Origin of the sequence: Streptococcus gallinaceus, from assembly GCF_040545695.1 — a bacterium.
GTDB classification, from domain to species: domain Bacteria; phylum Bacillota; class Bacilli; order Lactobacillales; family Streptococcaceae; genus Streptococcus; species Streptococcus gallinaceus.
Genome location: NZ_JBEPMK010000005.1, coordinates 81,080 through 106,891 on the forward strand (window position 1 = coordinate 81,080; position 25,812 = coordinate 106,891).

The window sequence follows — 25,812 nt, forward strand, 5'->3', positions numbered from 1 at the left end:
GATTTGTCTCTTTTTAGTTGGAGTTTTTTCAAACATAACTATGCTATAATGATGATAAAAAGAAGGAGAGAGCTATGCACACGATTTATTTTTTAGGTGGTCTGGGAGGCAATCGCCACCAGGTTAAAGAGTTGGCAGAATTTCTGGGGCAAACCTTGGTCTATATCGACCTGCCTGGTCATGGTCAAAATATGCAAGACATGGTCACTAGCCCTCTTGAATTGCGAGATTGGTTTGCAGCGAAAATTGATACCTCTGCCCCTTTCTATCTCATCGCTCATTCCATGGGGGCAAATCTGGCAACTTTCTTGGCTATACAATTTCCTCAATTAGAAAAGTTGGTCCTGCTGGATGGGGGATATTTCCAATTTGACAGCTTCGAATCTCTGGAAGAAGCCTTGGCTGGGACAGAAAATTTCTTAAAAGAAACCATCTTCACAGACATTGAGGCCATTATCGAGCAAGAAAAAGCTAGCGCCCCCTACTGGTCTCGCCACATGGAAGAGGCTATTCGTGAGACCTTTATCTGGAAAGACGACGCCTATCGCTTTCATCTCAACCAAGAGAGCATCCTTGAGCTGATTCGCCTTCAGAGAGAATTTGAGAATCTTCTTTCTCAAGTAACCTGCTCCACTCTTCTCATCGCCCAGTCTGACAAGGAAACCTTGGATAGCAAACAGCAAATGTTGGCTACTGTCCCCCAGCATATCCATCTCAACACGAGTCTTGATTGCGGGCACAGTCCACACACAGAAAAACCTGAGCAAACTGCCCAGGTCATTCGTGAATTTCTAGAGATTCCAGTCCAGTAATGGTCCCACAGGTACAATCCCATTTGGATTGATGGTCTTATGGCTACCATAATAATGTTGTTTGATATGGCCAAAATCTACCGTTGCCGCAATTCCTGGCATGTGGTAAATTTTTTTCGTATACTGCCACAAATGTGGATAATCTACCAAGCGCTTGAGATTACACTTAAAATGCCCATAGTAAACCGCATCAAAACGTACGAGCGTTGTAAAGAGACGAATGTCTGCCTCTGTAAATTGATTGCCAACGAGGTATTCTTGCGTGCTCAACAAGGCCTCCAACTCATCCAAAGCCGCAAAAAGATGACCTAATTCCTCTTCGTAGACAGCTTGGTCCGTAGCAAATCCAACCTTGTAGACACCGTTATTGACTGCGTGGTAAATTGTTTCATTCATGGCATCAATCTCGTCAAGCAAGGCAGCAGGAGCATAGTCTCCTTTTTTTGCACCAATCTGGTCGAAAGCCGAGTTAAACATGCGAATAATATCCGCCGACTCATTGCTGACAATGGTATCTGTCTTTTTATCGTAGAGAACCGGCACCGTCACGCGCCCCGTATAGTCAGGCTGAACATGAGTATAAATCTCATGCAAATAATCCGCCTCCAAAATCGGATCTGCAACCACACCAGGACCGTCCGCAAAGGTCCAGCCATTTTCCAACATGAGCGGGTGCACAACCGATACAGAAATCATGTCCTCTAGCCCCTTCAAGGCCCGCATCATCAAGGTACGACTGGCCCATGGACAAGCAAGAGATACATACAAATGATAACGCCCCGCCTCTGCCTGATAACTGCCAACTCCCGTCGGACCAGCCGAACCGTCCGCTGTAATCCAATTCCGAAAGAGCGCATTGGTCCGCACAAAACGTCCACCTGACTTCTTGGTATCATACCATTGGTCAACCCATTTTCCTTCTACTAACAATCCCATAGCTTACCTCCATTTTGACTTTATATTATCACTATCTATTGGTTTTTGCAAAAATATAGACTAAAAGACCGAGAGTGAGTTCCCGATCTTTTCTGTTTATTTCAGTAACGAAGTTACCAAGTCGACAATGGCTTGTGTTGTTAAACCATAGACCTCTTTTAGATAGTCCATTTTTCCTACTTGTCCAAATGCTTCCTCAACACCGACACGATAAACTGGTGTCTGAGATTGACTAGCAAGCAGTTCACAAATAGCGCTTCCCAAGCCGCCAATACGATTGTGATTTTCTGCTGTGATGACATGTTTACCAAGTAAGTGCTCCATTAAACTTGGATCAATCGGCTTGATACGGAAAAGGTCGATAACCTGAACATCTATTCCCTGCTCAGCCAAGCTCTCTGCCGCCGCCAAGGCTTCCTCCACCATAATCCCGCTGGCAACAATGGTTGCGTCAGCACCTGTTCGTAAAATGCAATAACCCTTGCTAAAATCCTCACCACCTTGATAGATGGCTGTCGGCGCCTTACGAATAGTCCGAATGTAATTCAAGTGTTCACCAGCCAAGGTTTCTTCCAAAACTGCCGCAAACTGAACATCATCACTGACTTCATAAACACGCATTTTAGGAATTAACCGCATCAGACCCAAATCTTCAAACGGCATGTGAGTTCCGCCATTCATTTCAGCAGATACCCCCGCATCAGACCCAATGATCGTCGCATTTAACTGTGCATATCCGAGAGAAAGGAAAACCTGGTCATACACTCGTCGGCTGGCAAATGGTCCAAAAGTGTGAACATAAGGTTTAAAACCTTGAACAGCAAGACCAGCTGCAATCCCAATCATTTCTTGCTCCATGATACCGACATTGACATAACGTTTCCCAAGAATAGCCCCTAACTGGTTGGTCGACATGGAGCTAGATAGGTCTGCTTCAATCGCTGCGATCGTTTTATCTTCCTGACCGAATTCTGCCAAGAAATCACTGTAGACTTTTCGCATTTCTTTTGCTGATCTCATGCTATCCCTCCAATCCTTGTCGCACTTCCTCAGCGGCTTGTTCCAAACGCTCTTCCAATTCACTGGTTAAACGCAAGTGGTGATTGCTAGCCATTTCTTCCAAGAATGGGACTCCATGGCCTTTCACCGTATCAAGCACGATACATTTGGGTTGAGGAGATGAGCTGGCTTTCAACTCTTCAACAGCTCCAATAATCGCCGCAATATCTGATCCATCCACACGGACAGTTTCCCAGCCAAATGCACGGAATTTTTCTGCAAAATCAAAGGTCTTACAAATCTCATCTGTCGTGCCATCCAACTGCTTCTTATTGTCATCTACAAAGAGGATGAGGTTGGATAATTGTTGGTGCGCTGCAAACTGAGCCGCTTCCCAGCACTGTCCCTCGTTTAGTTCGCCGTCCCCAACAATGGTATAGGTAAGATGCGGACTGTGTTTGATTTTTTGACCGTAGGCAATTCCAGTTGCTGCACTGACTCCCTGACCCAAGGAACCAGTCGTCATATCCACACCGGGAGTTAGATTGCGGTCTGGATGAGATGGCAAGCGAGTGCCGTTTGTATTGAGACTCCACAAAAAGTCATGATCGAAAAATCCCTTGAGATAGAGGGTGCTATAAAGAGCTGGACCGGCATGGCCTTTTGACAATACAAAGTAATCACGCTCTGTTGACGAGAAATTCTGGACTGTTACATCGAGAATTTCGCCATATAGAGCTGCCAAAACTTCGACAATTGATAAACTTCCTCCGTAATGCCCAAATCCCAAATGATTGAGAGTTGTGAGCGTATGGTAACGGATTTCAGTTGCAAAATTTTCTAGTTTTTTCAACTCTTCTTTCATCTTAAGCCTCTTTCTTGTCTTTCTTAAGAACTGTCATAGCTACCATCACTGCAAGAACCGCAAAGATACCGATGGATACAGCTACAACACCGCCTTTATTGGCCAAGGTTCCAAGGAAGATACCTGACAAACCAAAGTCAGCATCAGAGAAGGTTGAACCTGCAAAGCCAAGGTCTCCCAAGACAGGCATCAAGAATACTGGCAAGAAGCTAATCAAGACACCTTGCATGAAGGCACCAACGATTGAGCCGCGGATACCACCTGAAGCATTCCCCATTACCCCTGCTGTTGCTCCACAGAAGAAGTGCGGAACGACACCTGGTAAGATGACAACGCCACCAGTCAAAATCATGATCAACATGCTGACCAAACCGCCAACAAAACTAGAAATAAAACCAATCAATACAGCATTTGGAGCTGATGGATACACGATAGGACAGTCCAAAGCTGGTTTAGAGTTTGGTACCAATTTTTCAGAAATACCTTTGAAGGCTGGTACGATTTCTGCCAAGATCAAGCGAACCCCTGCAAGAATTGTGAAGACACCAGCTGCAAATGTACCACCAAGTTGGAGAGCATAGACGATACTGTTTGTACCACTACTCAATTCTTTTTCAATATAAGCACCACCCGCAAAAATGGCTACGATGATGTAAATGATAGACATAGAAAGGGCGATACTAACTGTGCTGTCACGCAAGAATGCCAAACCTTTAGGGAATTTAATATCTTCTGTTGATTTTGATTTGTCCCCAACAAGTCCACCAACAAATCCACTGAGCCAGTAACCCAGCGAGCTGAAGTGTCCAAGAGCAACCTTGTCATTGCCTGTCAACTGCACCATGTATTTTTGTACAAAGGCTGGTGAGAGAGACATGATGATACCAAGAGCCAAACCACCCATCACAATCAAACCTGCTGATGTAAAGCCTGCAACTGTCATAATTACGGCAATCATACAAGCCATGTAAAGTGTGTGGTGACCTGTTAAGAAGATATATTTGAAGCGTGTAAAGCGGGCAATCAAAATGTTAAAGACCATCCCTAGCAACATAATCAAGGATGTCGCTGTACCAAATTTATCTAGCGCGAGCGCGACGATTGCTTCGTTATTTGGGACAACACCTTTCAAATGAAAGGCATGTTCAAACATTTGACCAAACGGTTGTAGCGAGGTTTGTAGAATAGTGGCACCACCACTTACTACGATAAAGCCGACGAAGGTTTTGATACCGCCCTTGAGCAAATCCGATGCAGATTTCTTCTGTAAGGCAAGACCTAAAATAGCAATCAACGCTACCAAAATTGCGGGAGTTTTCGCAATATCAATTAAAAAATCTAACATATTTTCTCTCCTTTTTGAGCAACCCTAACTTATACAAGTCCTTTTTCTTTGCAAATGCCCATAATCAATTCACGTAGTTCATCCATATCGATGATACTATTTAAAATACGAACATCTCCTAAATGCGTTGCAGAATCTGCCAAGTCGCGACCGACAATCCAAATATCTGCGGCACTTGGATCTGCTCCACCCAAGTCATAATGTTCCACTTGAACGTCTGAGACGCCCCATTCTTTCAAAATGGATTCGATATTCATTTGAACCATGAAACTTGAACCCAAACCTGAACCACATGCAGTACCAATTCTTAGCATGTTGTATCCTCCTTTAATAAATCTTTAATAGCGTCGAAGTCAGTTGACTCGACAAGTTGTTGCAATTTTTCTGGCTCTCTCAATATAGCTGTCAAATGAGATAAAGCTCTGAGATGGGTTTGATTGTCGACCGCTGCGATACAGATGATCAGACGAATTTCATGACTAGCATCATCCAGCAAGTAGACTGGCTCATCCAGCTTCAGCATGGACATACCAATCCGATTGACACCATCTTCCGGACGAGCATGCGGAATGGCAACCCCCTTTCCTAAATCAATAAATGGCCCAAATTCGATGACCTTATCCACCATGGCACCCACATAGGATTCCTCAATCGCTCCTTGGGCTAACAAAGGCTCAGCAGCACGAGCGATAGCTTCCTGCCAAGATAGCTTGCCTGCCCGATATTGATAGGTTTCTCTGGTAATCAATTCCTCTAACATAGGACTTCTTTCCTTCCTTTCATAAGATTTTTCATTTAGAAATTGGACTAATTCATATTTTAATGCTTGCTCGCGATGAACGGTCGCATACTTGCCAATTAGGGTCATGAGCTGCTCGATTTCGATAGGAAAATAACCTGCATTTGCAAATTCTTGTCCTACCAAGTGAAACAATTCTCGTTTTTGCCCTAAACTCATCATCGGTGGCACTAGGAAAAATGGACATGTTGTTTCCAGCTTGATTGTTGAAAAAATCATGTCATACTCATCTTGGTCAATCTGCTGCAATCCCGCTACCGAATGCGCGTCGGCAAAGAATATATTTGGGAAAAGTTGCTTGAGATTTTCCTTTACAATCAAGGACGAGCTGACACCATTTGGACAAACAACCAAGGCACGGTAGCGAAAACTTCGCTCTTGCACCGCTTCAATATACCCTCCAAAGTGGATGACAAAGTAAGAAACTTCTCCATCTGGAACAGGAAAGCCAATGGCTTCTTCTAAGGGAGATAAGGCTTTCTTGACAATTTCAAACAAATCCTTGTGTTCTTCCTTTATGACCTCCGTATAGGTATTGATGGTAAACGTCCGTGACCTCAAGCGATGGTAAGCTGGTATCAGATGCTTTCGCAATCCTTCCAACAGATCCTTCCGCCGTTCAAAACTAATGAGCGAGAGGCGCTCCATTTCTTCTACAATAGCAAGAGTCAGATTTGAGAAAAATTCATCTTCTTCTACAGCCTGTCCTTCCAAACAACCTTGCAAAAGATGAGCCAAATACATTCTCCAAGAATCTGTCAGACTCGGTACGCTGTCATCAGCCTGTTCCAAGTGTTCCCATAGTTGGGCCACAACCTCTTGGATTGTCTGAGACACTTCGCTTACCTGCCAATCTACCTCTACGCTGATACGTTTTCTACGAATCGCTAAAAATTGGAGAAAGTAAAGAAATTCATCCAATCGATCTTCTAAAGGAGATAGTTGGTAAAATTGACAAAGCTGAAAACTCAACGGCTTGATACATTCTCGCTTGATCGCTTCTCCCCAAGAACGTAGGATATAATCCAAAGCCCAGATACCGACTGGCGACTTGAGACAGTCACTAATGGCATAAAAAGCTAGCCGATGCTTATCTTCCTCGCGACCGAGCAAATGGTAACCTTGAGACCGAGTGTATTGAAACTCAAGTCCAAACTGCCGACACAAGTCTCGAACATTTTTGATATCCGTCAAGGTTGTATTCTTGCTGACACTAAGCAAATCCTGATAATGAACATTTGATATGAACTCTTTTCGGATAAAGGTGTAGAGATAAATCAACACGCGCCGCTCTTCCTGAGATAGATAAACCTCGCGGCTCCTCAATAATTCAAAAATAAGAGACTGATTCTCCTTCAAACTCTCTGGAACGCGGTAAACTCCATCTTGAAAATCAATCGTCGAAAATCCATTATCCCGTAATAAGTCATTGACTTGTTGCATACTAGTCAACAGACCTTCCTTTTCAACTCCTGTCTGAACACCTAATTCATAAAGACTGAGTTCCTGATTTCCAAATAATTCCATTAAAATGGTGATGGCACGATTATCAATCATTTCCTTCTCCTTGTCTAAATTGTAACCCTTTTCATTTTTCTTTTCTAGTCTATTTGAGCCCAATCGAATAGTCTGTACTTTCCCTTTCAATTGTGCTCAAGCAATCATCTCTGAAAATCAAAAAAAGCCGAGAAATCTCTCAGCTCTCATTATTTCCCAAAAAGTTTTGCAAAGAATCCTTTTTTGGTCTGTTCTTCTTCTACTTGTGCTTTGGCTTGGTCCAATTCCAACTTCAATGTCTCTTTATCAGCCATGGCTTTCAAGGTTAATTGTTGCTGTTGGTCCAACTGCTTGTCTTTCTCAGAAATCTGTACATCCTTGACACGCAACTGCTCATCTTTTTCAGCCAACTGCTTGTCTTTTGCTTTCAACTGGTCGTACAGGCGAATGATTTCTGCATTTTTCTCATCCACCAAAATCTCCATGAGCTCACGTTGCTTCACTTCTTCGCTGATTGGCTCATCTTCAAAAATAGTGGTCTTGTAAATTTCTTCCAGCTTAATCAGACCAGCTCTGTTAACAACCGTCACGCCCTTATCGTTTTTTTCAACAAATTCTTCAGGTAAGGATTTGACACGATTGTTCATAGCCTGTCGGCTGACCCCTAAAATCTCAGCTAATTCGCTGACTGTTTTTTCAATTCCCATAATTTCCTCAATCGCTTGATTTTTCTAGATTCTATCATTAAAATCTTACCACAACCCCTATTAACTGTCAAATATAGGGGAATAAAGTGGCAAATCAAAATCTATCTTGATTTTTCCTATTGAATATCCTAAAATGAAACTAACATCACCTTTAGGAGAGCGATTATGTATCGGAAAAGACTTGCACAATTATTTCTGACCCTCAGTCTCGTATTGGGAACTTGCTTTTCATTTTCTATCCAGCTACAGGCAGACAATATTTCCCAAGAAGCCGGTACCCTTCCTTTTCAGGCACAGCGGCAACTTCAACTAGGAGAGCTGGACCAATTTCACAGAGCAAGTAGCGTCCACATCCAGCTAAATACTGCCGACCAACCACGGCAAATGCGGATGGCCCGTATCAAGGCTAATTCCGTCGGCTGGCATAACTATCGTTTTTACTATTCAAACGGTAGCAAAAAAGCCTAGGTCATGAATCGTGGGCACCTTATTGGCTATCAATTTAGCGGTCTCAACGATGAACTACGTAATCTAACACCATTAACTGCCTGGGTCAACTCGGGCAACTACAGTGGAATGGATAGCGGCAACATGCCAGCCAATACCAACTGGGACAATGTGATTACCATGTCTGAACAAGAAGCTCTAAACCTAGGAAAACGCCACACAAGTAAAGAATAAACAGATGAGAAGCACTTATTAACTAGGTGCTTCTATTGTTTTATGGTAAAATAAGCCCATGAATACATTTGATACGATCGTAATTGGAGCAGGTCCTGCTGGTATGATGGCGGCTATTTCCTCCAAATTTTATGGAAAAAATACACTCTTAATTGAAAAAAATAAGCGTCTAGGAAAAAAGCTAGCTAGTACGGGCGGTGGCCGATGCAATGTCACCAATAACGGTAGCTTGGAAGACCTATTAGCTGGAATCCCTGGCAATGGACGCTTTCTCTATAGCGTATTTTCGCAGTTTGACAACCATGATATCATGAATTTCTTTGAAGAAAATGGTATCAAACTAAAAGTCGAAGACCACGGACGAGTCTTTCCGACAACAGACCGTTCACAGACTATCATCAAAGCACTGGAAATGAAAATGCTGGAGCTAGGTGTGGACATTCGAACAGGGACCGAGGTCTTGTCCGTCCGAAAAATCGATGACCTTTTTCAGGTGAAAACGGCCGACCAACTCTTTACCGCTCCACAGCTGATTGTGACAACTGGTGGAAAATCCTATCCTTCCACTGGCTCAACCGGTTTCGGTCATGAGATTGCGCGGCATTTCAAACTCAAGGTAACAGACCTGGAAGCCGCTGAAAGTCCTATTTTAACAGACTTCCCTCATAAAAAACTCCAAGGGATTTCTCTGGACGATGTGACCCTGACCTACGACAAGCACCAGATTACCCACGACTTGCTCTTTACGCATTTTGGCCTGTCCGGTCCTGCCGCTCTTCGCCTCTCTAGCTTTGTAAAAGGGGGAGAAACAACTTATCTAGATGTCATTCCCACGATTTCATCAGAGGAATTAGCCAGTCATTTCCAAGCGAATCGAGAAAAATCAGTCAAAAATTGCCTTAAAGACCTCATGCCTGACCGTTTGGCAGAATTTTTCGCCGAAGGTTATGACTTGAAAGTTAAGCAACTGAGCCACAAGCAGCTTGAAACGCTCCTCTTAGACATCAAGACTATGCCTATCAAGATTACAGGAAAGATGTCTCTCGCCAAATCCTTTGTCACCAAAGGAGGCGTAGACCTATCTGAAATCAATCCAAAAACACTGGAGAGCAAGACTGTTCCAGGTCTGCATTTTGCCGGCGAGGTTTTGGATATCAACGCCCACACAGGCGGCTTTAATATCACTTACTGCCTCTGTACAGGCTGGGTCGCAGGTAGCCTGCATTACTAAAAAGGAGAAAAGGCATGCAACTCAATCCATTCAATCAAACCATCGGCGACGCACTGGCTGATTTTACCTCCGGTGCCATCCCACAAGTAGAAGTCCTAGAAGGCCAAACCGTACTCGTTGAAAAACTCACCGAAAAGCACCTTGATGACCTCTATGAAGTCTACGAACCCACTAGCCCTCTCCAAAACTGGACTTACCTCCCGATAGAGCCTTTTACAGATAAAGATAGTTTTACAAGCTACTTTCAGCAAATGGTTGCGTCAAAAGACCCGCTTCATTTTGCTATAGTAGACAAGACTAGCAAAAAAGCTCTTGGAACAGTTGCACTTATGCGGATTGACACACAAAACCGCGTCCTTGAGATGGGCTGGGTTGTCTATTCAACCACTTTGCAACGCTCACGGCAGGCCACAGAAGCCCAGTATCTCCTGATGAAGTACGTCTTTGAAGACTTGGGCTACCGCCGTTATGAATGGAAATGCGACTCCCTTAACCAACCGAGTCATAATGCCGCTCTACGCCTTGGATTTACCTACGAAGGCTCCCTTCGACAAGCCGCTGTCTACAAGGGGCGAAATCGCGATACCAATTGGTTTTCCATCCTAGATAAGGAATGACCCACCAATAAAAAACGCTTGGAAGATTGGCTGACTGCTGAAAATTTTGACGAAAATGGTCTGCAAAAAACACGCCTCTCTACTATTAATTAACACAACCTGACAAAACCCACTCAAGCTGAAAACGCTTGATTTTTTATTTGTTTTATTGTATTGTGTATATAAAACAAAAAGGAAATTCCCTATGAAACTCACCCTCTCATCTATTTCAAAAAAATTTGACCAAAAAGTTATTTTCCAAGATACATCCTTTACATTTGAACAAGGGAAAATTTATGGGCTACTGGGGCGAAACGGCGCTGGGAAGACAACTCTTTTCAACTGTATCGCCAAAAATCTTCCTCTTGATGGCGGAGAAATTGGCCTGCAGGCTGACGATGCTACTGCCACCCTTGCCTATGACAATACCGACATCGCTCTTAATCAAGCCACACCGCAGCTGCCTGCTTTTATGACTGTCTTTGAATTCATCCGCTTTTTCATGGACATTCACAAGGAAAAACTAAAAGACAACCGCAGCCCTGAAGACTGGCTACTGCTAGCCGGTATCACGGCAGAAGACCAGCATCGACTGCTAAAGGATTTTTCTCATGGTATGCAAAATAAGGTCCAGATGATTACTTCCTTGATTGCCCAACCACCCGTTCTCCTACTGGATGAGCCGCTGACCTCTTTTGACCCCGTTGCTGCCCACGAATTCAAGGAGCTCATCCGCTCTGCTAAAAAGGACTCCATCGTCATCTTCTCAACACACGTCTTACAGTTGGCTCAAGATTTATGCGACGAGATTGTCCTCCTTCACCATCAGCATTTTCAAGAAATACCGGCTGAACGTTTACACGATGCAGATTTCGAGCAAGAAATCGTCGACATTTTATCCGACAAATAAGTAGGAGAAGGCCTATGAAAGATATCATAAAACTAGCCTGGCATCGGCAAAATTACGATGTCCACAAGTCCATCAACGGATTTTTCTACTACCTCCGAAAATTCCCCCTTGTCGGGCGGTACATTCCCGACACCATTTATCAGGCGAATGATTTAAAAACGGGGCTCTATATCCTCTTTTCCATCCTCTCTATCCCCTGGCAAATCCTCATCAAATTCCTCTGGCTAGCACTCTATTTTGGTGTGGGGCTTTTCTGGACAAATATCCTAACCAACTCCGATACCCCACTCGCCCTTCATGAGAATTCGTGGCTGCTGGGCTTCCTACTCTGGTGGCTAATTGTCGGGCTAGATATTCAGTGCGGAAATGCATTTTCTAGTGTCATCCCAAAAGCCGAGCGAGATTTCATGGACTTTTTCCAACTACCTCGACGAACCATTCTCCTTGAAAAAATCTGGCTACAGCCACTTATCACGGCTATCTTCTACCTGCCTGCTTTCATCGTTTTTAGCCTTCTAGCCCCAAATTGGTGGTATCTCCCAGTCGGGTTCCTGACTCCAATTGCTATGACACTCTTGGGCTACTCTCTGGGGCGGCAAACATTTGACAAGCAATTGTCAACTAAAACGCAAAAGAGCCTCTGGTGGATAATGGGCCTTTCTGGTTTTGTCCTAGCTATTCCTATTATCATCTTCCACTCTTTTCTTAACCCGCAAATCCTTCCGATCCTGTTCATTCTCGAAATTCTACTATTGCTAGGCTGCAGTTTCTACATGAAGCATTTCCCTGAATTGGATGCATTTCTCCTCAGCCGCATGGAGGATTCCTTGCAATCAGATCAGCGAGTCGCCCAATTAAAAACGGGCAACCAATACACCCGCCAAGGCTTGCAAATGAAGGAAAAGCTGACCCTCGATGATAAAAAAGACCTGTTCAATCTTTCTGGAATGGCCTATCTGAACGCCCTTCTCTTTCAGCGTTACCGGTCTATCTTGTGGAAACAACTGCGTACCCGCTTAATCTGTATCGGTCTAGCCGGTATAGCGGGTATCGGTTTTGCTATCTATACCCATGAATTTCTCCCTGAAAAAGCACTCATCGGATTTATGCCCTTTGCCTTCATGATTATGTATGCTTGCTCGATGGGACGCCCCATTGCCCAAATGGTCTTTGTCAATTGTGACATCGCCATGCTACACTACCCATTCTACCGGGAAGGTCGGGCCATTTTAGCTGGATTCCAGTATCGCTTTTTCAAAGCCACTCAGTACAATGGTATTTCTGCCCTCTGCATTTTCTTGGTTTGTTTGGCCTTTGGTGGTTTTCGCTACTCGATCGGAACAATTGCACTTTTAGCCTTGCTTCTGACCAGTCTCACAGCCCTCTTTTCCTTCCATGACTTGTTTATCTACTACATCCTTCAACCATTTACAAAAGACATGGAAGTTACCAATCCTGCCTACAAACTGCTGAGCGGGGCACTTTATTGGGTAGCCTACCTCAACACTCAACTCCATATTACCAGCAACCTCTATGTATTGGGGATTTCTCTCATTCTCCTCCTCTACGTCGGCATTGGTTATATGATGTTGCTGAAAAGAGCTCCACAGACATTTCGTATGAAACAATAAGAACCAGGGATAAAATCCCTGGTTCTTATTTGTCTAAAAAACAAGTCGTAACATGGCAATTATAATAATTCCTGCCACAACAGTCCAAAGCAGATTTTTATAGCGATAAGCCACCCAAAATGTAGGAATACTAGCCAAAATTTCTAACCATAAAAAGGTTGGAAAAACGGCTCCTTTTTCCTTAGAAACAAGGCTAGACAGAGTCAAGGCAAAGATAATTGTCACCGGAAGGTACTTGAGCAGACGTTCGACAATTTTCGGAAGACTACTGTACTTGACCAGGATAAAAGGAAAGACCCGTGGCACCCAGGTTACCAAGGCAGACAGACCAATAGCCCACAAAAGATAACTAGTTTCCATCCAAATACCCCCCTACTAGGCAACCACACAGGGTTGCTATCAATACCGCTGCTGCTTGTGACACCACCAAGAGAGCTACAAAAAAGCTTACCGTCACTGCTGCCAGTATCACCACTAACTTTTTCACTGGTTCTGACAAGGCCATGGCCTCCCATTGACCGATAAAAATCCCGATAAACATTCCAACCAAGGCATAGTCCAAGCCAAACCCAATCGGATTTGGAATCATGGCTCCCAGAAGAGCACCGACGATAGTCGCCACAATCCATGACAGATAGGAAAAGACATTATTTCCATGCATCCAACTAGTCGTGATGTCTTGATTGTGCACCGCTTCTCCCATCAGAACCCCATACGATTCATCCGTTATCAAGCTACCAATGAACAGTCCTTCCCACAAAGGAACTTTTTTAAAAAAGGTTGTCGCGTGTAAGCTCATGAGCATATTTCTCAGGTTAATCAAAAAAACCGTCATGGCAATCGCCAACAGCGAATCCCCTGTCAACAAGAGAGAAACCAGCGCAAACTGGGCTGAACCTGCATAAACCAAGATACTAGACAGCGCAACTTCCCACCAGGACCAACCGCTTCCTGCAGCCACAATCCCGAAAGCCAAACCAATCGAAACATAGCCTAATCCAACCGGAATCGCATCCCGCATCCCGTGAACAAATGTTTTCTTCACAAACTCTCCTCCAACCATATCCCTTCTAGTATAGGCTAGTTGGAGACGTTCGTCAAGTAATTTTCAGAAAATTCTTAAAAATAAACTCTATTCTCACTCTCTAGCAATTCGATTTTTTGGTAGTTGTACTACAAAATAGTAAAGAGCCTAGGATAAAATCCTAGGCTTACTTTCACATCCCCACACTGTCAAATGCTAGACTTGGTTTGGCATTGAGCGACCAGTCTGCACGGTGTCCTTTGTCATACTCAACTGCAGCTGCTAGGGCTATCATCCCTGCATTGTCTCCGCAGAGGCGAAGAGGTGGGATGACCACTTGTACATCCTTGATGTCCTGAGCCAAGCGTTCTCGCAAACCTTGGTTGGCCGCCACGCCACCTGCGACGATAAGCTGCTTAACAGGATATTGCTCCAAAGCTTTTTGCGTCTTTGCTAGCAAAATATCCAAAACAGCCGCTTGGAATGAAGCGCACAAATCCTCTGTTACCAGCTCTTCTCCTTTTTGCTCAGCATTGTGATGCAAATTGATAAAGGCCGACTTAAGCCCTGAAAATGAAAATTCCAGGTGATCTTCCTTGATCATGGCACGCGGAAAATCATAAATGTCCTGTCCTTTATGAGCCAGCTGATCAATCTCGCGCCCTGCTGGATAGTTCAATCCCATGACGCGACCAACCTTGTCATAAGCTTCGCCAACCGCATCATCGCGCGTCTCCCCGATAATCCGATACTCTCCCGGCTCACTCACATAAACCAACTCTGTGTGCCCACCTGAAACCAAAAGCGCCATCAAGGGGTACTGCAATTCCTCTACCTCACACGCCGCCATCAGATGACCAGCCATATGATTGACCGGAATGAGAGGCAGACCATGCGCCCAAGCGAATGCTTTCGCAGTAGCCATCCCTACCAAGAGAGCTCCTACCAAGCCCGGTCCATAGGTCACAGCTACCGCATCCAAGTCCTCCGCTGCAATTTCCGCCTCGACCAAGGCATCCTCAATACAAGTCGTGATAACCTCGACATGATGACGGCTGGCTACCTCTGGCACCACCCCACCAAAACGCTTATGGCTCTCAACTTGACTAGCAATGATGTTGGTTAAGAGTTCCGTTTCATTTTTCAAAATTGCCACACTGGTCTCATCACACGACGACTCTATGGCTAAAATATATCTATCCTTCATTTTTTCTCTCCATGATGACCGCATTCTCGACCGGCGCACGATAATAATTCTTTCGTAAGCCAATCTGTTTGAAGCTATACTTTTGATACAAGGCACGCGCCGCCAGATTTCCCTCTCTAACTTCTAGGAAAATCGACCCCGATACCATCTGTAACTGCTCTAGCAAATGTCCAGCTAAACCTTGACCCTGATAGGCTGTTTTCACAGCGATATTGGTTATTTCCAACTCGCCCGCCAAATCTTGCACTGCCAGAAAACCAACGATCTCCCCGTCCTGCTCCACAAAAAAATACTGGGTCTGAGTTTGGTCCATATCTGCTGCAATCTGCTCTTTATTCCAAGGAGCCATCGGATAAACATCCGATAAAATCTCCCAAACAGCTTCTACATATTTGCTATCTGCCATCTTATACTCGCTTGATGTAATCAGCCGGATTGGACTCGCTATTATTCTTCAACCAATTTTCTTCTGCTTCCACACGTTTTAAATAACGTGGTACAAAAGCTTCCACATCTACAGCTGGCAAGTCCTGACCAGCTAAACCAATCCATTCTGCTGAAGGTAGACTCGGAATAATCTTAGCCTGCGGCAGAGCTGCCTCAATCTGGTCACGGAAAGCCTCTACTTCTCCAACAAAGGCCAGATTTTCTTGCCCCTGCAACTGCTCCAAGACCTCCTCAAAGCTAGCATGGTGATCTGGTTCAACAGACCGGTCATTTTCATAAAAGCCAACGTAGACATTATTGCGGCGTGCATCCATCAACGGTACAATCAAGCCGTCAAAACCGACCTGTGTCAAGGCATACAGACTAGACACACCGACCAAATCAATTTTCAAAGCATAAGCCAAGGTCTTAGCTGTCGCAACAGCCACCCGTAATCCTGTATAAGAACCCGGACCTTCCGCGACAACAATGCGCTCCAAATCACTCGGTTTCCAGCCAACTTTCGCCATCAAAAAATCAATCGTCGGCATGAGACTGACGCTATGGTTCTTTTTAACAGTAACCTTGGTTTCAGCCAATAAAGTTTGTCCCTCTAAAATCGCTACAGACAAGGCATGACTAGAGGTATCAAATGCTAATAGTTTCATCGAATCATCACTTTCTCTTCTCTTATCCACTATTGTAAGCTATCTCCCTCATTTTTTCAAATCATGGACTTTCCTTGCAACTGAAAACGTTTGTGAAAACGATTGCATTTTACATTTTCCCTGCCAATTCTTTTTACAACCGTATCATTTATGATATAATAAATGTAATTGCTACGTTCAAAAAATATTACTATTACTCGGAAAAATTGCATACCCATTTACCAGCTGGCTAACCTATCTGGTATTTTTCCGGACAATCGTTGCAACAGAAAGGAAACTTATGATTTATAAAGTATTTTACCAAGAAACAAAAGAGCGTTCTCCTCGCCGCGAGCAAACTGTCTCACTTTACTTAGAAGTAGATGCAGCTACTGAATTGGAAGGACGCATTATCGCGCGCCAATTAGTCGAAGAAAACACAAGCTACAATATCGAATTCATCGAATTACTCTCTGAAAACCACCTTGAGTACGAAAAAGCTCACGCAGATTTCAAACTTACGGAGTTCTAATCCATGTCATCTATCAATCTAAAACCTCAAGAAGTTGGCGTTTATGCCATTGGTGGTTTGGGAGAAATCGGGAAGAACACCTACGGTATCGAGTACCAGGACGAGATTATCATCGTTGACGCTGGTATCAAATTCCCTGAAGATGATCTACTCGGGATTGACTACGTTATCCCAGACTACTCTTACATCGTTGAAAACATTGACCGCGTAAAAGGACTTGTCATCACCCATGGTCACGAAGACCACATCGGGGGTATTCCATTCCTCCTCAAACAAGCCAATATTCCTATCTATGCAGGTCCATTGGCCCTAGCCTTAATCCGTGGCAAACTAGAAGAACACGGGCTCTTACGCGATGCAACCCTGCATGAGATCCACCAAAATACCGTTCTCACATTTAAAAACCTCAAGGTTAGCTTCTTCCGTACGACTCACTCTATTCCAGAACCTTTAGGAATTGTTATCCACACCCCTCAAGGGAAAATCGTCTGTACCGGAGACTTTAAGTTTGACTTTACACCAGTTGGAGAACCCGCTGACCTCCATCGCATGGCAGCTCTTGGCGAAGAAGGCGTTCTCTGTCTTCTATCCGACTCTACAAATGCTGAGATTCCAACTTTTACCAATTCGGAAAAAATCGTTGGCCAATCCATCATGAAAATCATCGAAGGCATCCACGGACGTATTATCTTTGCTTCCTTTGCCTCCAATATTTTCCGTCTGCAACAGGCCGTTGAAGCCGCCGTTCGTACGGGTAGAAAGATTGCCGTTTTCGGACGTTCAATGGAAAAAGCCATCGTAAATGGTATTGAATTAGGCTATATCAAAGCACCTGAAGGGACCTTTATCGAAGGAAACGAGATTAAAGAATACCCTGCTGGCGAAGTCATGATTCTCTGTACAGGGAGCCAGGGTGAGCCTATGGCCGCACTTTCACGTATCGCCCATGGAACACACCGCCAAGTGCAATTGCAACCTGGTGATACTGTTATCTTCTCATCTAGCCCAATTCCAGGCAATACAACCGGCGTCAACAAGCTGATTAACATCTTGATTGAAGCAGGTGTAGAAGTTATTCACGGTAAGGTCAATAATATCCATACATCTGGGCACGGTGGTCAGCAAGAGCAAAAACTCATGCTCCGCCTGATTAAACCAAAATATTTCATGCCTGTTCACGGTGAATACCGTATGCAGAAAATCCATGCTGGCTTAGCCGTTGATACTGGTGTGCCAAAAGAAAATATCTTTATCATGGAAAACGGTGACGTGCTAGCACTAACCAAGGATTCTGCTCGTATCTCAGGTCATTTCAACGCACAAGACATCTACGTAGACGGAAATCGGATCGGTGAGATTGGTGCAGCCGTCCTCAAAGATCGTCGCGATTTATCAGAAGACGGTGTCGTTCTTGCTGTCGCAACTGTCGACTTCAAGACACAAATGATTTTGGCTGGACCGGACATCCTAAGCCGTGGCTTTATCTACATGCGTGAGTCAGGAGACCTGATCCGTGAAAGCCAACGCATCCTCTTCAACGCTATTCGTATCGCCTTGAAGAACAAAGATGCTAACATTCAAACGGTTAATGGCGCCGTAGTCAATGCACTTCGTCCATTCCTCTATGAAAAGACAGAACGTGAACCAATCATTATCCCAATGATTCTCACACCAGACGAAGACTAATATCTGTAACTAGCCCCTCCAGGCTAGTTTTTTTATTTGCCCAACATAAAAAGGCTGGACTTCTGTCCAACCTTTTCTTATTTTGTATCTGGAGCGTAGATATAAGACACGACCGCATTGCTTGATTCCGTTTTCGGATTAAAAGCACCACGGTAATTGTTGATAGCTGGATTACCAGCATAATTCGCTTCCTTGACTTGAACCATCCCATCTGCTGCCACTTCTGTCACGACTGCCACATGACCAAAACCACCGTCTGACCATACCATAACCGCACCAGCTTTGGGTGTGTCGCCAACTGTGAAGCCAGCCACTGCTGCACTTACCGCCCAATCATTCGCATTGCCCCAGTTATTACCAACCCAAGGTGCCAACTCTTTCGCTCCCCATGTACACTGACCCACTGCATAAGTATTAGGGGTCATCACAACTACTGGCTTTTCTTCTTTTGCTACTTTCTCCACTTTCATCGTCTTACTCGTTTCAGCAACCTTAGCAGAAACTGTTGACGATGTCTTAGACAAATTTACCACTAAACTTTTACTGGTTTCCGCAGGCTTTATTGCTGCTTGTGCCTTAGGACTTCCTACAAACAGAAGCATTGTGAACACAAAACCTAGTAAAATTAAATATTGTTTCTTTTGTAACACAAATGTACCTCTCATTTCAACAGACTATAGCATATCGTCTTTTTGTGACATCTAGATGAAGAAAGTGTTACAAATGTTACAGAATTCTTATGATTTGAATACCCATATTAAAAAGCCTCAATTCCCGAGGCTTTCTGTTTAATAAACGTCCAAATAATTATCAATTTCCCATTGAGAGACAAAGGTTGCATAACTTGCCCACTCAATGCGTTTAGCTTCGATAAAGTTTGTAAAGATATGATTTCCAAGCGCCTCTTTGATCACTTCGTCTTCTTGAAGCGCCTTAAGGGCATTGTGAAGAGTTGAAGGAAGGTCGATAATACCTGTTGCCTTACGTTCTTCAGCTGACATGGCATAAATATTTGTTTCCACTGGTGCTGGTGCTTGGATTTTATTTTCGATACCATCCAGACCCGCTTCCAACAATACAGCTAAAGCCAAGTAAGGGTTAGCCATTGGATCCACCGAGCGCAATTCCAAACGAGTTCCCATACCACGAGAAGCAGGTACGCGGATCAACGGTGAACGGTTACGACCTGCCCAAGCGATGTAAACCGGAGCTTCATAACCTGGAACCAGACGCTTGTAAGAGTTGACTGTTGGATTGATGATAGCCGTGTAATTGTAAGCATGTTTCATCAAGCCACCAAGGAAATAGTAAGCATCTTGTGACAATTGCATACCACGTGGGTCTTTTTCGTCAAAGAAGGCATTTTCACCCTTGTCATTGAAAAGAGACATGTTACAATGCATCCCGCTACCAGCAATGCCGTATTTTGGCTTAGCCATAAAGGTTGCATAGAGGCCATGTTTACGGGCAATAGTCTTAACAACCAATTTGAAAATTTGAATATTATCACAAGCTTTTAAGACGTCTGCGTATTTGAAGTCAATCTCATGCTGACCAACAGCGACTTCGTGGTGACTAGCTTCTACTTCAAAGCCCATTTGAGTGAGGACGTTGACAATTTCACGACGTGTATTGTCTGCCAAGTCTGTTGGAGCTAGGTCAAAATAGCCACCTTTATCATTGACTTCAAGAGTTGGGTTGCCATTTTCATCCAATTTGAAAAGGAAGAATTCAGGCTCTGGACCCAAGTTAAAAGACTTGTAGCCGATTTTTTCCATGTGACGAAGGGCGCGTTTCAAGTTACCACGAGGATCACCTGCGAATGGTTCGCCCTCTGCTGTGTAGATATCACAAATCAAACCTGCAACTGCACCATTTTCATCTCCCCAAGGAAAGACAGTCCATGTATCCAAGTCTGGATAAAGGTACATGTCAGACTCGTTAATCCGAACGAAACCTTCAATAGAGGAACCATCAAACATAGCCTTGTTAGACAAAACCTTTTCCAACTGTTCTTCTGTAGCTGGAATTTCAACATTTTTCATCACACCCAAGATGTCTGAAAACATCAAACGTAAGAAGGTAACATTTTTTTCTTTGACTTCGCGACGAATGTCAGCAGCTGTAATCGGCATTTCTTTCTCCTTTGTAGAAACCAATACTTAAAAACGGAATGAGTTAAAACCATTTGGTGAGGTGGTAAATCCTCCCACCTTCGTCAGCTCATCGTGCAAGATTTGACGGACTTGACTATCAGATAAGGTCTGCTTACGGGCCAATTCCTTGGCTTCATACTCACGCTTAATGGCTGCAATATTGTAGCCATCTGCAATGTAGTCCTTAATCTCCAACAATCTGTCCATGTCATTTAACGAATACATGCGGCGATTGCCCTCATTTCGGTCTGGCTCAATCAATCCCTGTTCTTCATAATAACGAATTTGACGAGCTGTTAAATCTGTCAATTTCATAACTGAACCAATTGGAAAGACCGCTAATGAACGACGTAATTCTTTTTCTCTCACGAAAGCTCCTTTCTGAATACCATTATATTGGATTATTTCCATGTCGTCAAGAGTTTATGTTAGAACTTCTAACATCATTCGGATTTAAGACGTTTTCTAAGGCTATCAATATCTGAATTGACCATGATAGCCACAAAAACTCCTATAAAAGTCTCAAATACACGACTAATTGCATAGAGAATCGAGTGCCCAGCTGGAATGGAGAGAGCGATAATCAGCATGGTTGCGACCCCGCTAATAATCCCAGCCTTATTATTCATGGCATAGTTAGTCATAATTGTTAACATTGTAAAAATTGGGATAAAAATGACCGTTACCCAATATTGTCCATGGAACCAATCCTGCAAAAGGAAGTACAAAAGCGCGTAAAAACCACCGATAGAATTGCTTAAGATACGCGATGAACCAAAATGTACACTTTTATCAAAATCTTCACGGAGACTAAACACTGCTGACAGCGCTGCAATCTGCAGGCCATCCATCTTTAAGACACCAAAAACCAGAGCAAGCACAAACACTGCTAACCCCGTCTTAAAAGTGCGCATCCCAAGTTTAAATTTCTTAGGATCAAAACGATACTTTTTTAACATACTTCTATTTTATCACGGAAAAGCAATATTTTATCAATTTCTCCCTGATTTTTTCATACCTAGCTATGGAATCCTCTCACTGCCCTAGTTATCTATAAGACAGAAAAAAGAAGGTCTTGCTCCACTTTTACAACACAATGCATAGAAAAAAGCACCTAACGGTGCTTTTTCTAGCCTTCACGGCTCGCAGTAGCTGATTGATGGTTCATTTCGCACAGCTCATGACCAATCTAATCAGCCTTGCGGGGGTGCGTCAACAAAATCAAAGATTTTGGACTTACCGCCTATTTCTCAGTAAGTGCTGCCAAACCTGGAAGTACTTTACCTTCTAGTAATTCCATTGAAGCGCCACCACCTGTAGAGATCCATGAGAATTTGTCTGCACGACCAAGGTTGATTGCAGCTGCAGCTGAGTCACCACCACCGATGATTGATTTAACGCCTGGTTGTTTCACGATAGCGTCCATCACACCGATTGTACCTGCTTGGAAGTCAGGGTTTTCAAAGACACCCATAGGACCGTTCCAGACAACTGTTTTTGCACCAGTCAACGCTTCATCAAATTTAGCGATTGATTTAGGACCGATGTCAAGACCAAGGAAGCCTTCTGATACTGCTTCGCCTTCAGTGTCGCGTACAGTTGTGTAACCTGCAAATGAATCTGCTTCTTTTGAGTCAACTGGCAAGATCAATTTACCATTTGCTTTTTCAAGAAGAGCTTTCGCAACATCAAGTTTGTCTTCTTCCACAAGTGAGTTACCGATTTCGATACCTTGCGCTTTGTAGAATGTATAAGTCATCCCACCACCGATAAGGACTTTATCAGCTTTTTCAAGCAAGTTTTCGATAACACCAATCTTGTCTGAAACTTTTGAACCACCAAGGATCGCTACGAATGGACGTTCTGGAGTTTCAACAGCTTCTTTGATGTAAGCAATTTCGTTTTCAAGAAGGAAACCAGCAACTGCTTTTTCAACGTTTGCTGAGATACCAACGTTTGAAGCGTGCGCACGGTGAGCTGTACCGAATGCGTCGTTTACGAAGATACCATCACCAAGTGATGCCCAGTATTTACCAAGTTCTGGATCGTTTTTAGATTCTTTTTTACCGTCAACATCTTCAAAACGAGTGTTTTCAACAAGAAGAACTTCTCCGTCTTTCAAAGCGTCGATAGCAGCTTCCAATTCAGCACCACGAGTAGCACCTGGGAAAGCAACATCTTGACCCAATTTAGCAGCCAAATCAGCAGCTACTGGTGCAAGTGATTTACCAGCTTTGTCAGCTTCTTCTTTCACACGGCCAAGGTGTGAGAAGAGGATAGCACGTCCACCTTGCTCGATGATGTATTTAATAGTTGGAAGTGCCGCAGAGATACGGTTGTCGTTTGTGATAACGCCGTCTTTCAAAGGTACGTTAAAGTCCACACGAACGAGAACTTTTTTACCTTTCAATTCAACGTCTTTAACAGTCAATTTTGCCATTTGAAAAGACTCCTTAAAATTTTTATACTCCTCATTATACCATATTTCCTTATATAATTCTAAAGAAATCCACCTCTATTTGTGATTTTTGTAACGAAGAAGACGAAGTCCATTCAGAATAACTAGAATAGTAGAACCCTCGTGTCCAACCACCCCTAAAGGAAGAGTAATTTGTTGGAACAAGTTACTGATAATCAAACTAGCAATGACAAGCAAGGCAAATACGATATTTTCCATCACAATGACCCGCATTTTTTTAGACAAGCCAATTGCAAAGGTGAGGCGAGTCAAATCGTCAACTAGGACAACATCCGCGCTTTCCATGGCAATATCTGTACCGGTCGCAACTGCAAATCCGACATCTGCCAAAGCCAAGGCCGGAGCATCATTGATTCCATCGCCAACCATGCCCACTAAACCGTATTCTTTTTGGAAGTCTGCGATGTACTTAGCCTTGTCTATCGGCAAACAATTGGCTACAACACGGTCAATTCCTAGTTCGCTAGCAATCACTTGCGCTGTTTTTTCTTGGTCACCTGTCAACATAATCGTGACAATACCGATTTCTTTCAAGTCCGCTAACACTTGTTTGCTTTCCTTACGCACTTGGTCTGCCAAGGCATAGATCGCTTGCAAAATACCATCTGCACTAACGAATACCAAGGTTTGTCCCTTAGCTTCGTGTTCATCCATAAATTGCTGTGTTGCAGGCGCTAGAGGTTGAGATAGATTTTCTAAGATAAAATCTTTTTTACCAATTCTCCAGATCTTAGCTTGAAATACAACTTCAAATCCCTTACCAGTCACATCGGTCAATTGGTCCAGTTCAACTTGAGCTTGCTCTGGATAAAAGTCAAGCAAGACTTGCGCAATCGGATGACTGGTCTTGTTCTCAGCAGATACCACCACTGCAGCCAGCGTTTCATCCGCCACCTCCGAAGCCAAATGCAGAGCTGTCACACTTGGTTTCCCAATGGTTAGGGTTCCCGTCTTATCAAAGACAATTGCCTTAAGACCAGCCAGATTATCAGCAGTATCACCACCTTTTAAAATCATACCCATACGCGCGGCACGACTAATAGCTGACAAACTTGCAGGAGTACTACTTGCCAATAAGGCACACGGAGAAGCAACTGTTAATAAAATCATACCACGGTAGAAGGCATCGTGAAGAGGCCAACCAAGCACAAGACAAGTAAAGATGATAAAGGTTGGCACCAAGAACAAAACTCCCTTTACATAGCCATTTTCCAACTTATCGATAAAAGTTGTCGTCTTACTATTACGTGCCTGAGCCTCTTCCACCATATTCACAATTTTTGAAAACAGGGTGTTATCATTTTCAACTAGCACTTCCAACTCAATCGTCTCGCTCTGGTTGATGGTACCCCCAATAATCGTTTCTCCCGCTTTCTTTTCAGCAGGGAGGGGTTCACCCGTTACCATAGATTCGTCAAACAAAGCCATTTCAGACAAGAGCGTTCCATCAATCGGAACAGATTGCCCCTTTAAGACTTGCACCCGGTCTCCAATTTTCAAATCAGCCGTAGGGATAACAGTGACTGTTCCATCTTCTGATAACAAACGGGCCTCATCTGGTGTCATCGCCATCAACGATGAGATAGCTTCTGTACTTTTAGCCATGGCCAACACTTCCAAAGTGGAAGAAAGGGAAAAGATGAAGATGAGCAAAGCCCCTTCCAGCCAATACCCAATAATCCCTGCCCCAAAAGCAGCCAAGACCATTAAAATATCAACATTCAAGTGTTTGTCTTGAAATAACTCTTCAAAACCTTCCTTAGCAGACTGATAGCCTCCCACTAAAAAAGCCGCTATAAAAAGAATTGTTTCTGCTGTCGAAACTTTCAACAGTGAACTCACCAAACCTAGTAAAATCAATACCACACAAGTTGTTGTAATAAGGATACTCTTCTTTGTTTCTGAAATCATTTCGATTACCTCCATTCCTACTATTTTCTAATAATTTTAAGAAAAAACCTTGTTCTTGAAATATTAGAATATCTCCTTTACAATAGTAGTATGACAGATTTTTATTGGCAAAAACAGAAACAGTTTGCCAATTTTGTTAGATACTGAACATCTCATTTAAATTGTCTAGGGGATTTTGATAGTAATGGATAAACGAATCGTAAAAACAAAAGAAGCCATTTTTGCGGCCTTTTTTGGCCTGCTCAACGAGAGCTCTTTTCAACAGATCAGCGTTGGTGACATTATCGAAAAGGCCAATATCGGGCGCAGTACCTTCTATAGCCACTTCACCAGCAAAGACGACCTCTTATCCGCTGTGTGCCAGCACCTTTTTGACCATGTCTTTGTAACAGCTTCCTATTCTGACCATCGATTGGTTGACAGAGATGACTTTGAAGACTCGCTGGCTGACCGTATTGCCCACCTCTTTTATCATTTCAAACAAAATGACGATAAGGTACTCACACTATTCAGACTGAACGATGATTATTTCCGTAGAAGTCTCCGTGAACAATTGGCACTCCATTTGTCTCCACCCGTCAAAGAATACTTCTTCAGCAATAGTACTATTCCACCATTGCTCTTGCAGGAACACATTATTTCAACTTTTATCACCTGCCTTAACTGGTGGCTACGCTATGCATCCGATAAAACTGCTGAAGACATTAGCCAATACTTTTTGGACCTTCTCTAAAC

General features: G+C 43.6%; 27 protein-coding genes and 1 pseudogene. 10 read left to right on the plus strand and 18 right to left on the minus strand.

Annotated elements, in window-relative coordinates:
* The first annotated feature begins 74 nt into the window (after positions 1–74).
* A complete protein-coding gene (locus tag ABID27_RS07495; RefSeq protein ID WP_354281331.1) occupies positions 75–812 on the plus strand; it encodes an alpha/beta fold hydrolase in 738 nt (245 codons plus the stop codon).
* Here ABID27_RS07495 and ABID27_RS07500 read toward each other — a convergent pair.
* The 7 genes from ABID27_RS07500 to ABID27_RS07530 form a co-directional block, all read right to left on the minus strand.
* On the minus strand, positions 792–1,748 hold the full coding sequence (locus ABID27_RS07500) for a glutathione S-transferase family protein (protein ID WP_354281333.1): 957 nt from the start codon (positions 1,746–1,748) through the stop codon (positions 792–794). The two genes, ABID27_RS07495 and ABID27_RS07500, sit on opposite strands and share 21 nt — an antisense overlap.
* 96 nt (positions 1,749–1,844) lie before the next feature.
* A complete protein-coding gene (locus tag ABID27_RS07505) occupies positions 1,845–2,768 on the minus strand; it encodes a transketolase family protein (protein ID WP_354281335.1) in 924 nt (307 codons plus the stop codon).
* 1 nt (position 2,769) lies between these two features.
* Complete coding sequence (locus ABID27_RS07510) at positions 2,770–3,612, minus strand: transketolase (protein WP_354281337.1); 843 nt, start codon at positions 3,610–3,612, stop codon at positions 2,770–2,772.
* Between the two features lies 1 nt (position 3,613).
* Positions 3,614–4,957 carry a PTS ascorbate transporter subunit IIC gene (gene ulaA / locus ABID27_RS07515; RefSeq protein ID WP_253365500.1) on the minus strand — a complete coding sequence of 448 codons (1,344 nt, stop codon included), beginning with the start codon at positions 4,955–4,957 and terminating at the stop codon, positions 3,614–3,616.
* 29 nt (positions 4,958–4,986) lie between these two features.
* Complete coding sequence (locus ABID27_RS07520; protein ID WP_253365499.1) at positions 4,987–5,271, minus strand: PTS sugar transporter subunit IIB; 285 nt, start codon at positions 5,269–5,271, stop codon at positions 4,987–4,989.
* Positions 5,265–7,313, minus strand: coding sequence for a BglG family transcription antiterminator (locus ABID27_RS07525; RefSeq protein WP_354281339.1), 2,049 nt, complete (start codon positions 7,311–7,313; stop codon positions 5,265–5,267). The genes ABID27_RS07520 and ABID27_RS07525 overlap by 7 nt, the downstream gene beginning before the upstream one ends.
* A gap of 149 nt (positions 7,314–7,462) precedes the next feature.
* The gene (locus ABID27_RS07530) at positions 7,463–7,960 is read right to left on the minus strand and encodes a DUF536 domain-containing protein (protein ID WP_253365493.1); all 498 of its coding nucleotides are present in this window, start codon (positions 7,958–7,960) and stop codon (positions 7,463–7,465) included.
* Between the two features lie 165 nt (positions 7,961–8,125).
* Between ABID27_RS07530 and ABID27_RS07535 the strand changes: the two genes are divergently transcribed.
* The 6 genes and pseudogenes from ABID27_RS07535 (at position 8,126) to ABID27_RS07560 (ending at position 13,009) form a co-directional block, all read left to right on the plus strand.
* The gene (locus ABID27_RS07535) at positions 8,126–8,428 is read left to right on the plus strand and encodes a hypothetical protein (protein ID WP_253365492.1); all 303 of its coding nucleotides are present in this window, start codon (positions 8,126–8,128) and stop codon (positions 8,426–8,428) included.
* A gap of 3 nt (positions 8,429–8,431) precedes the next feature.
* The gene (locus ABID27_RS07540; protein ID WP_253365490.1) at positions 8,432–8,641 is read left to right on the plus strand and encodes a DNA/RNA non-specific endonuclease; all 210 of its coding nucleotides are present in this window, start codon (positions 8,432–8,434) and stop codon (positions 8,639–8,641) included.
* Between the two features lie 58 nt (positions 8,642–8,699).
* Positions 8,700–9,872: an aminoacetone oxidase gene (gene aao / locus ABID27_RS07545; protein ID WP_354281342.1), complete on the plus strand. Its 1,173-nt coding sequence runs from the start codon at positions 8,700–8,702 to the stop codon at positions 9,870–9,872.
* 14 nt (positions 9,873–9,886) lie between these two features.
* A pseudogene (locus ABID27_RS07550) lies at positions 9,887–10,582 on the plus strand (GNAT family N-acetyltransferase).
* Between the two features lie 91 nt (positions 10,583–10,673).
* Complete coding sequence (locus ABID27_RS07555; protein WP_354281344.1) at positions 10,674–11,378, plus strand: ABC transporter ATP-binding protein; 705 nt, start codon at positions 10,674–10,676, stop codon at positions 11,376–11,378.
* A 14-nt stretch (positions 11,379–11,392) separates the two neighbouring features.
* Complete coding sequence (locus tag ABID27_RS07560; RefSeq protein ID WP_354281346.1) at positions 11,393–13,009, plus strand: hypothetical protein; 1,617 nt, start codon at positions 11,393–11,395, stop codon at positions 13,007–13,009.
* A gap of 33 nt (positions 13,010–13,042) precedes the next feature.
* Here ABID27_RS07560 and ABID27_RS07565 read toward each other — a convergent pair whose 3' ends face one another.
* From ABID27_RS07565 to tsaB, 5 genes are all read right to left on the minus strand, one after another.
* Positions 13,043–13,369 (minus strand): AzlD domain-containing protein, encoded by a 327-nt coding sequence (locus ABID27_RS07565; protein WP_253365482.1) that lies wholly within the window; start codon positions 13,367–13,369, stop codon positions 13,043–13,045.
* Complete coding sequence (locus ABID27_RS07570; RefSeq protein ID WP_435533072.1) at positions 13,359–14,072, minus strand: AzlC family ABC transporter permease; 714 nt, start codon at positions 14,070–14,072, stop codon at positions 13,359–13,361. Before ABID27_RS07570 ends, ABID27_RS07565 begins: the two co-directional genes overlap by 11 nt.
* 154 nt (positions 14,073–14,226) lie before the next feature.
* Complete coding sequence (tsaD, locus tag ABID27_RS07575; protein WP_354281348.1) at positions 14,227–15,240, minus strand: tRNA (adenosine(37)-N6)-threonylcarbamoyltransferase complex transferase subunit TsaD; 1,014 nt, start codon at positions 15,238–15,240, stop codon at positions 14,227–14,229.
* Positions 15,230–15,646 carry a ribosomal protein S18-alanine N-acetyltransferase gene (gene rimI, locus ABID27_RS07580; protein ID WP_354281350.1) on the minus strand — a complete coding sequence of 139 codons (417 nt, stop codon included), beginning with the start codon at positions 15,644–15,646 and terminating at the stop codon, positions 15,230–15,232. Before rimI ends, tsaD begins: the two co-directional genes overlap by 11 nt.
* Position 15,647: 1 nt before the next feature.
* Positions 15,648–16,334, minus strand: coding sequence for a tRNA (adenosine(37)-N6)-threonylcarbamoyltransferase complex dimerization subunit type 1 TsaB (gene tsaB / locus ABID27_RS07585; RefSeq protein ID WP_354281438.1), 687 nt, complete (start codon positions 16,332–16,334; stop codon positions 15,648–15,650).
* Between the two features lie 280 nt (positions 16,335–16,614).
* Here tsaB and ABID27_RS07590 point away from each other — a divergent pair, with 280 nt between their 5' ends.
* Entirely contained in the window at positions 16,615–16,845 is a 231-nt protein-coding gene (locus ABID27_RS07590; protein ID WP_253365477.1) for a DNA-directed RNA polymerase subunit epsilon, read from the plus strand.
* Positions 16,846–16,848: 3 nt separating this feature from the next.
* A complete protein-coding gene (gene rnjA, locus ABID27_RS07595) occupies positions 16,849–18,531 on the plus strand; it encodes a ribonuclease J1 (RefSeq protein WP_253365473.1) in 1,683 nt (560 codons plus the stop codon).
* Between the two features lie 77 nt (positions 18,532–18,608).
* Here rnjA and ABID27_RS07600 read toward each other — a convergent pair whose 3' ends face one another.
* From ABID27_RS07600 to ABID27_RS07625, 6 genes are all read right to left on the minus strand, one after another.
* Positions 18,609–19,133, minus strand: a complete 525-nt coding sequence (locus ABID27_RS07600; protein ID WP_354281353.1) for a CHAP domain-containing protein — start codon at positions 19,131–19,133, stop codon at positions 18,609–18,611.
* A gap of 186 nt (positions 19,134–19,319) precedes the next feature.
* A complete protein-coding gene (glnA, locus tag ABID27_RS07605) occupies positions 19,320–20,666 on the minus strand; it encodes a type I glutamate--ammonia ligase (protein ID WP_354281355.1) in 1,347 nt (448 codons plus the stop codon).
* Positions 20,667–20,693: 27 nt separating this feature from the next.
* Positions 20,694–21,056 (minus strand): MerR family transcriptional regulator, encoded by a 363-nt coding sequence (locus tag ABID27_RS07610; protein ID WP_253365467.1) that lies wholly within the window; start codon positions 21,054–21,056, stop codon positions 20,694–20,696.
* Positions 21,057–21,130: 74 nt separating this feature from the next.
* A complete protein-coding gene (locus tag ABID27_RS07615; protein ID WP_253365465.1) occupies positions 21,131–21,646 on the minus strand; it encodes an FUSC family protein in 516 nt (171 codons plus the stop codon).
* Positions 21,647–21,930: 284 nt separating this feature from the next.
* Positions 21,931–23,127 carry a phosphoglycerate kinase gene (locus tag ABID27_RS07620; RefSeq protein WP_354281358.1) on the minus strand — a complete coding sequence of 399 codons (1,197 nt, stop codon included), beginning with the start codon at positions 23,125–23,127 and terminating at the stop codon, positions 21,931–21,933.
* 75 nt (positions 23,128–23,202) lie between these two features.
* A complete protein-coding gene (locus ABID27_RS07625; RefSeq protein ID WP_435533073.1) occupies positions 23,203–25,077 on the minus strand; it encodes a heavy metal translocating P-type ATPase in 1,875 nt (624 codons plus the stop codon).
* A 184-nt stretch (positions 25,078–25,261) separates the two neighbouring features.
* Here ABID27_RS07625 and ABID27_RS07630 point away from each other — a divergent pair, with 184 nt between their 5' ends.
* Positions 25,262–25,810, plus strand: a complete 549-nt coding sequence (locus ABID27_RS07630; protein ID WP_253365458.1) for a TetR/AcrR family transcriptional regulator — start codon at positions 25,262–25,264, stop codon at positions 25,808–25,810.
* The last annotated feature ends 2 nt before the right edge of the window (positions 25,811–25,812 follow it).

Coding starts and splice junctions, on each gene's coding strand:
- rimI (WP_354281350.1), bottom strand. CDS start 15,646: ATGGCAGATAGCAAATATGTAGAAGCTGTTTGGGAGATTTTATCGGAT.
- ABID27_RS07495 (WP_354281331.1), top strand. CDS start 75: ATGCACACGATTTATTTTTTAGGTGGTCTGGGAGGCAATCGCCACCAG.
- ulaA (WP_253365500.1), bottom strand. CDS start 4,957: ATGTTAGATTTTTTAATTGATATTGCGAAAACTCCCGCAATTTTGGTA.
- ABID27_RS07600 (WP_354281353.1), bottom strand. CDS start 19,133: ATGCTTCTGTTTGTAGGAAGTCCTAAGGCACAAGCAGCAATAAAGCCT.
- aao (WP_354281342.1), top strand. CDS start 8,700: ATGAATACATTTGATACGATCGTAATTGGAGCAGGTCCTGCTGGTATG.
- rnjA (WP_253365473.1), top strand. CDS start 16,849: ATGTCATCTATCAATCTAAAACCTCAAGAAGTTGGCGTTTATGCCATT.
- ABID27_RS07590 (WP_253365477.1), top strand. CDS start 16,615: ATGATTTATAAAGTATTTTACCAAGAAACAAAAGAGCGTTCTCCTCGC.
- ABID27_RS07615 (WP_253365465.1), bottom strand. CDS start 21,646: ATGTTAAAAAAGTATCGTTTTGATCCTAAGAAATTTAAACTTGGGATG.
- tsaB (WP_354281438.1), bottom strand. CDS start 16,334: ATGAAACTATTAGCATTTGATACCTCTAGTCATGCCTTGTCTGTAGCG.
- ABID27_RS07560 (WP_354281346.1), top strand. CDS start 11,393: ATGAAAGATATCATAAAACTAGCCTGGCATCGGCAAAATTACGATGTC.
- ABID27_RS07535 (WP_253365492.1), top strand. CDS start 8,126: ATGTATCGGAAAAGACTTGCACAATTATTTCTGACCCTCAGTCTCGTA.
- ABID27_RS07540 (WP_253365490.1), top strand. CDS start 8,432: ATGAATCGTGGGCACCTTATTGGCTATCAATTTAGCGGTCTCAACGAT.
- ABID27_RS07565 (WP_253365482.1), bottom strand. CDS start 13,369: ATGGAAACTAGTTATCTTTTGTGGGCTATTGGTCTGTCTGCCTTGGTA.
- ABID27_RS07520 (WP_253365499.1), bottom strand. CDS start 5,271: ATGCTAAGAATTGGTACTGCATGTGGTTCAGGTTTGGGTTCAAGTTTC.
- ABID27_RS07555 (WP_354281344.1), top strand. CDS start 10,674: ATGAAACTCACCCTCTCATCTATTTCAAAAAAATTTGACCAAAAAGTT.
- ABID27_RS07530 (WP_253365493.1), bottom strand. CDS start 7,960: ATGGGAATTGAAAAAACAGTCAGCGAATTAGCTGAGATTTTAGGGGTC.
- ABID27_RS07630 (WP_253365458.1), top strand. CDS start 25,262: ATGGATAAACGAATCGTAAAAACAAAAGAAGCCATTTTTGCGGCCTTT.
- ABID27_RS07500 (WP_354281333.1), bottom strand. CDS start 1,748: ATGGGATTGTTAGTAGAAGGAAAATGGGTTGACCAATGGTATGATACC.
- ABID27_RS07625 (WP_435533073.1), bottom strand. CDS start 25,077: ATGATTTCAGAAACAAAGAAGAGTATCCTTATTACAACAACTTGTGTG.
- ABID27_RS07620 (WP_354281358.1), bottom strand. CDS start 23,127: ATGGCAAAATTGACTGTTAAAGACGTTGAATTGAAAGGTAAAAAAGTT.
- ABID27_RS07510 (WP_354281337.1), bottom strand. CDS start 3,612: ATGAAAGAAGAGTTGAAAAAACTAGAAAATTTTGCAACTGAAATCCGT.
- tsaD (WP_354281348.1), bottom strand. CDS start 15,240: ATGAAGGATAGATATATTTTAGCCATAGAGTCGTCGTGTGATGAGACC.
- ABID27_RS07525 (WP_354281339.1), bottom strand. CDS start 7,313: ATGATTGATAATCGTGCCATCACCATTTTAATGGAATTATTTGGAAAT.
- ABID27_RS07570 (WP_435533072.1), bottom strand. CDS start 14,072: ATGGTTGGAGGAGAGTTTGTGAAGAAAACATTTGTTCACGGGATGCGG.
- ABID27_RS07505 (WP_354281335.1), bottom strand. CDS start 2,768: ATGAGATCAGCAAAAGAAATGCGAAAAGTCTACAGTGATTTCTTGGCA.
- glnA (WP_354281355.1), bottom strand. CDS start 20,666: ATGCCGATTACAGCTGCTGACATTCGTCGCGAAGTCAAAGAAAAAAAT.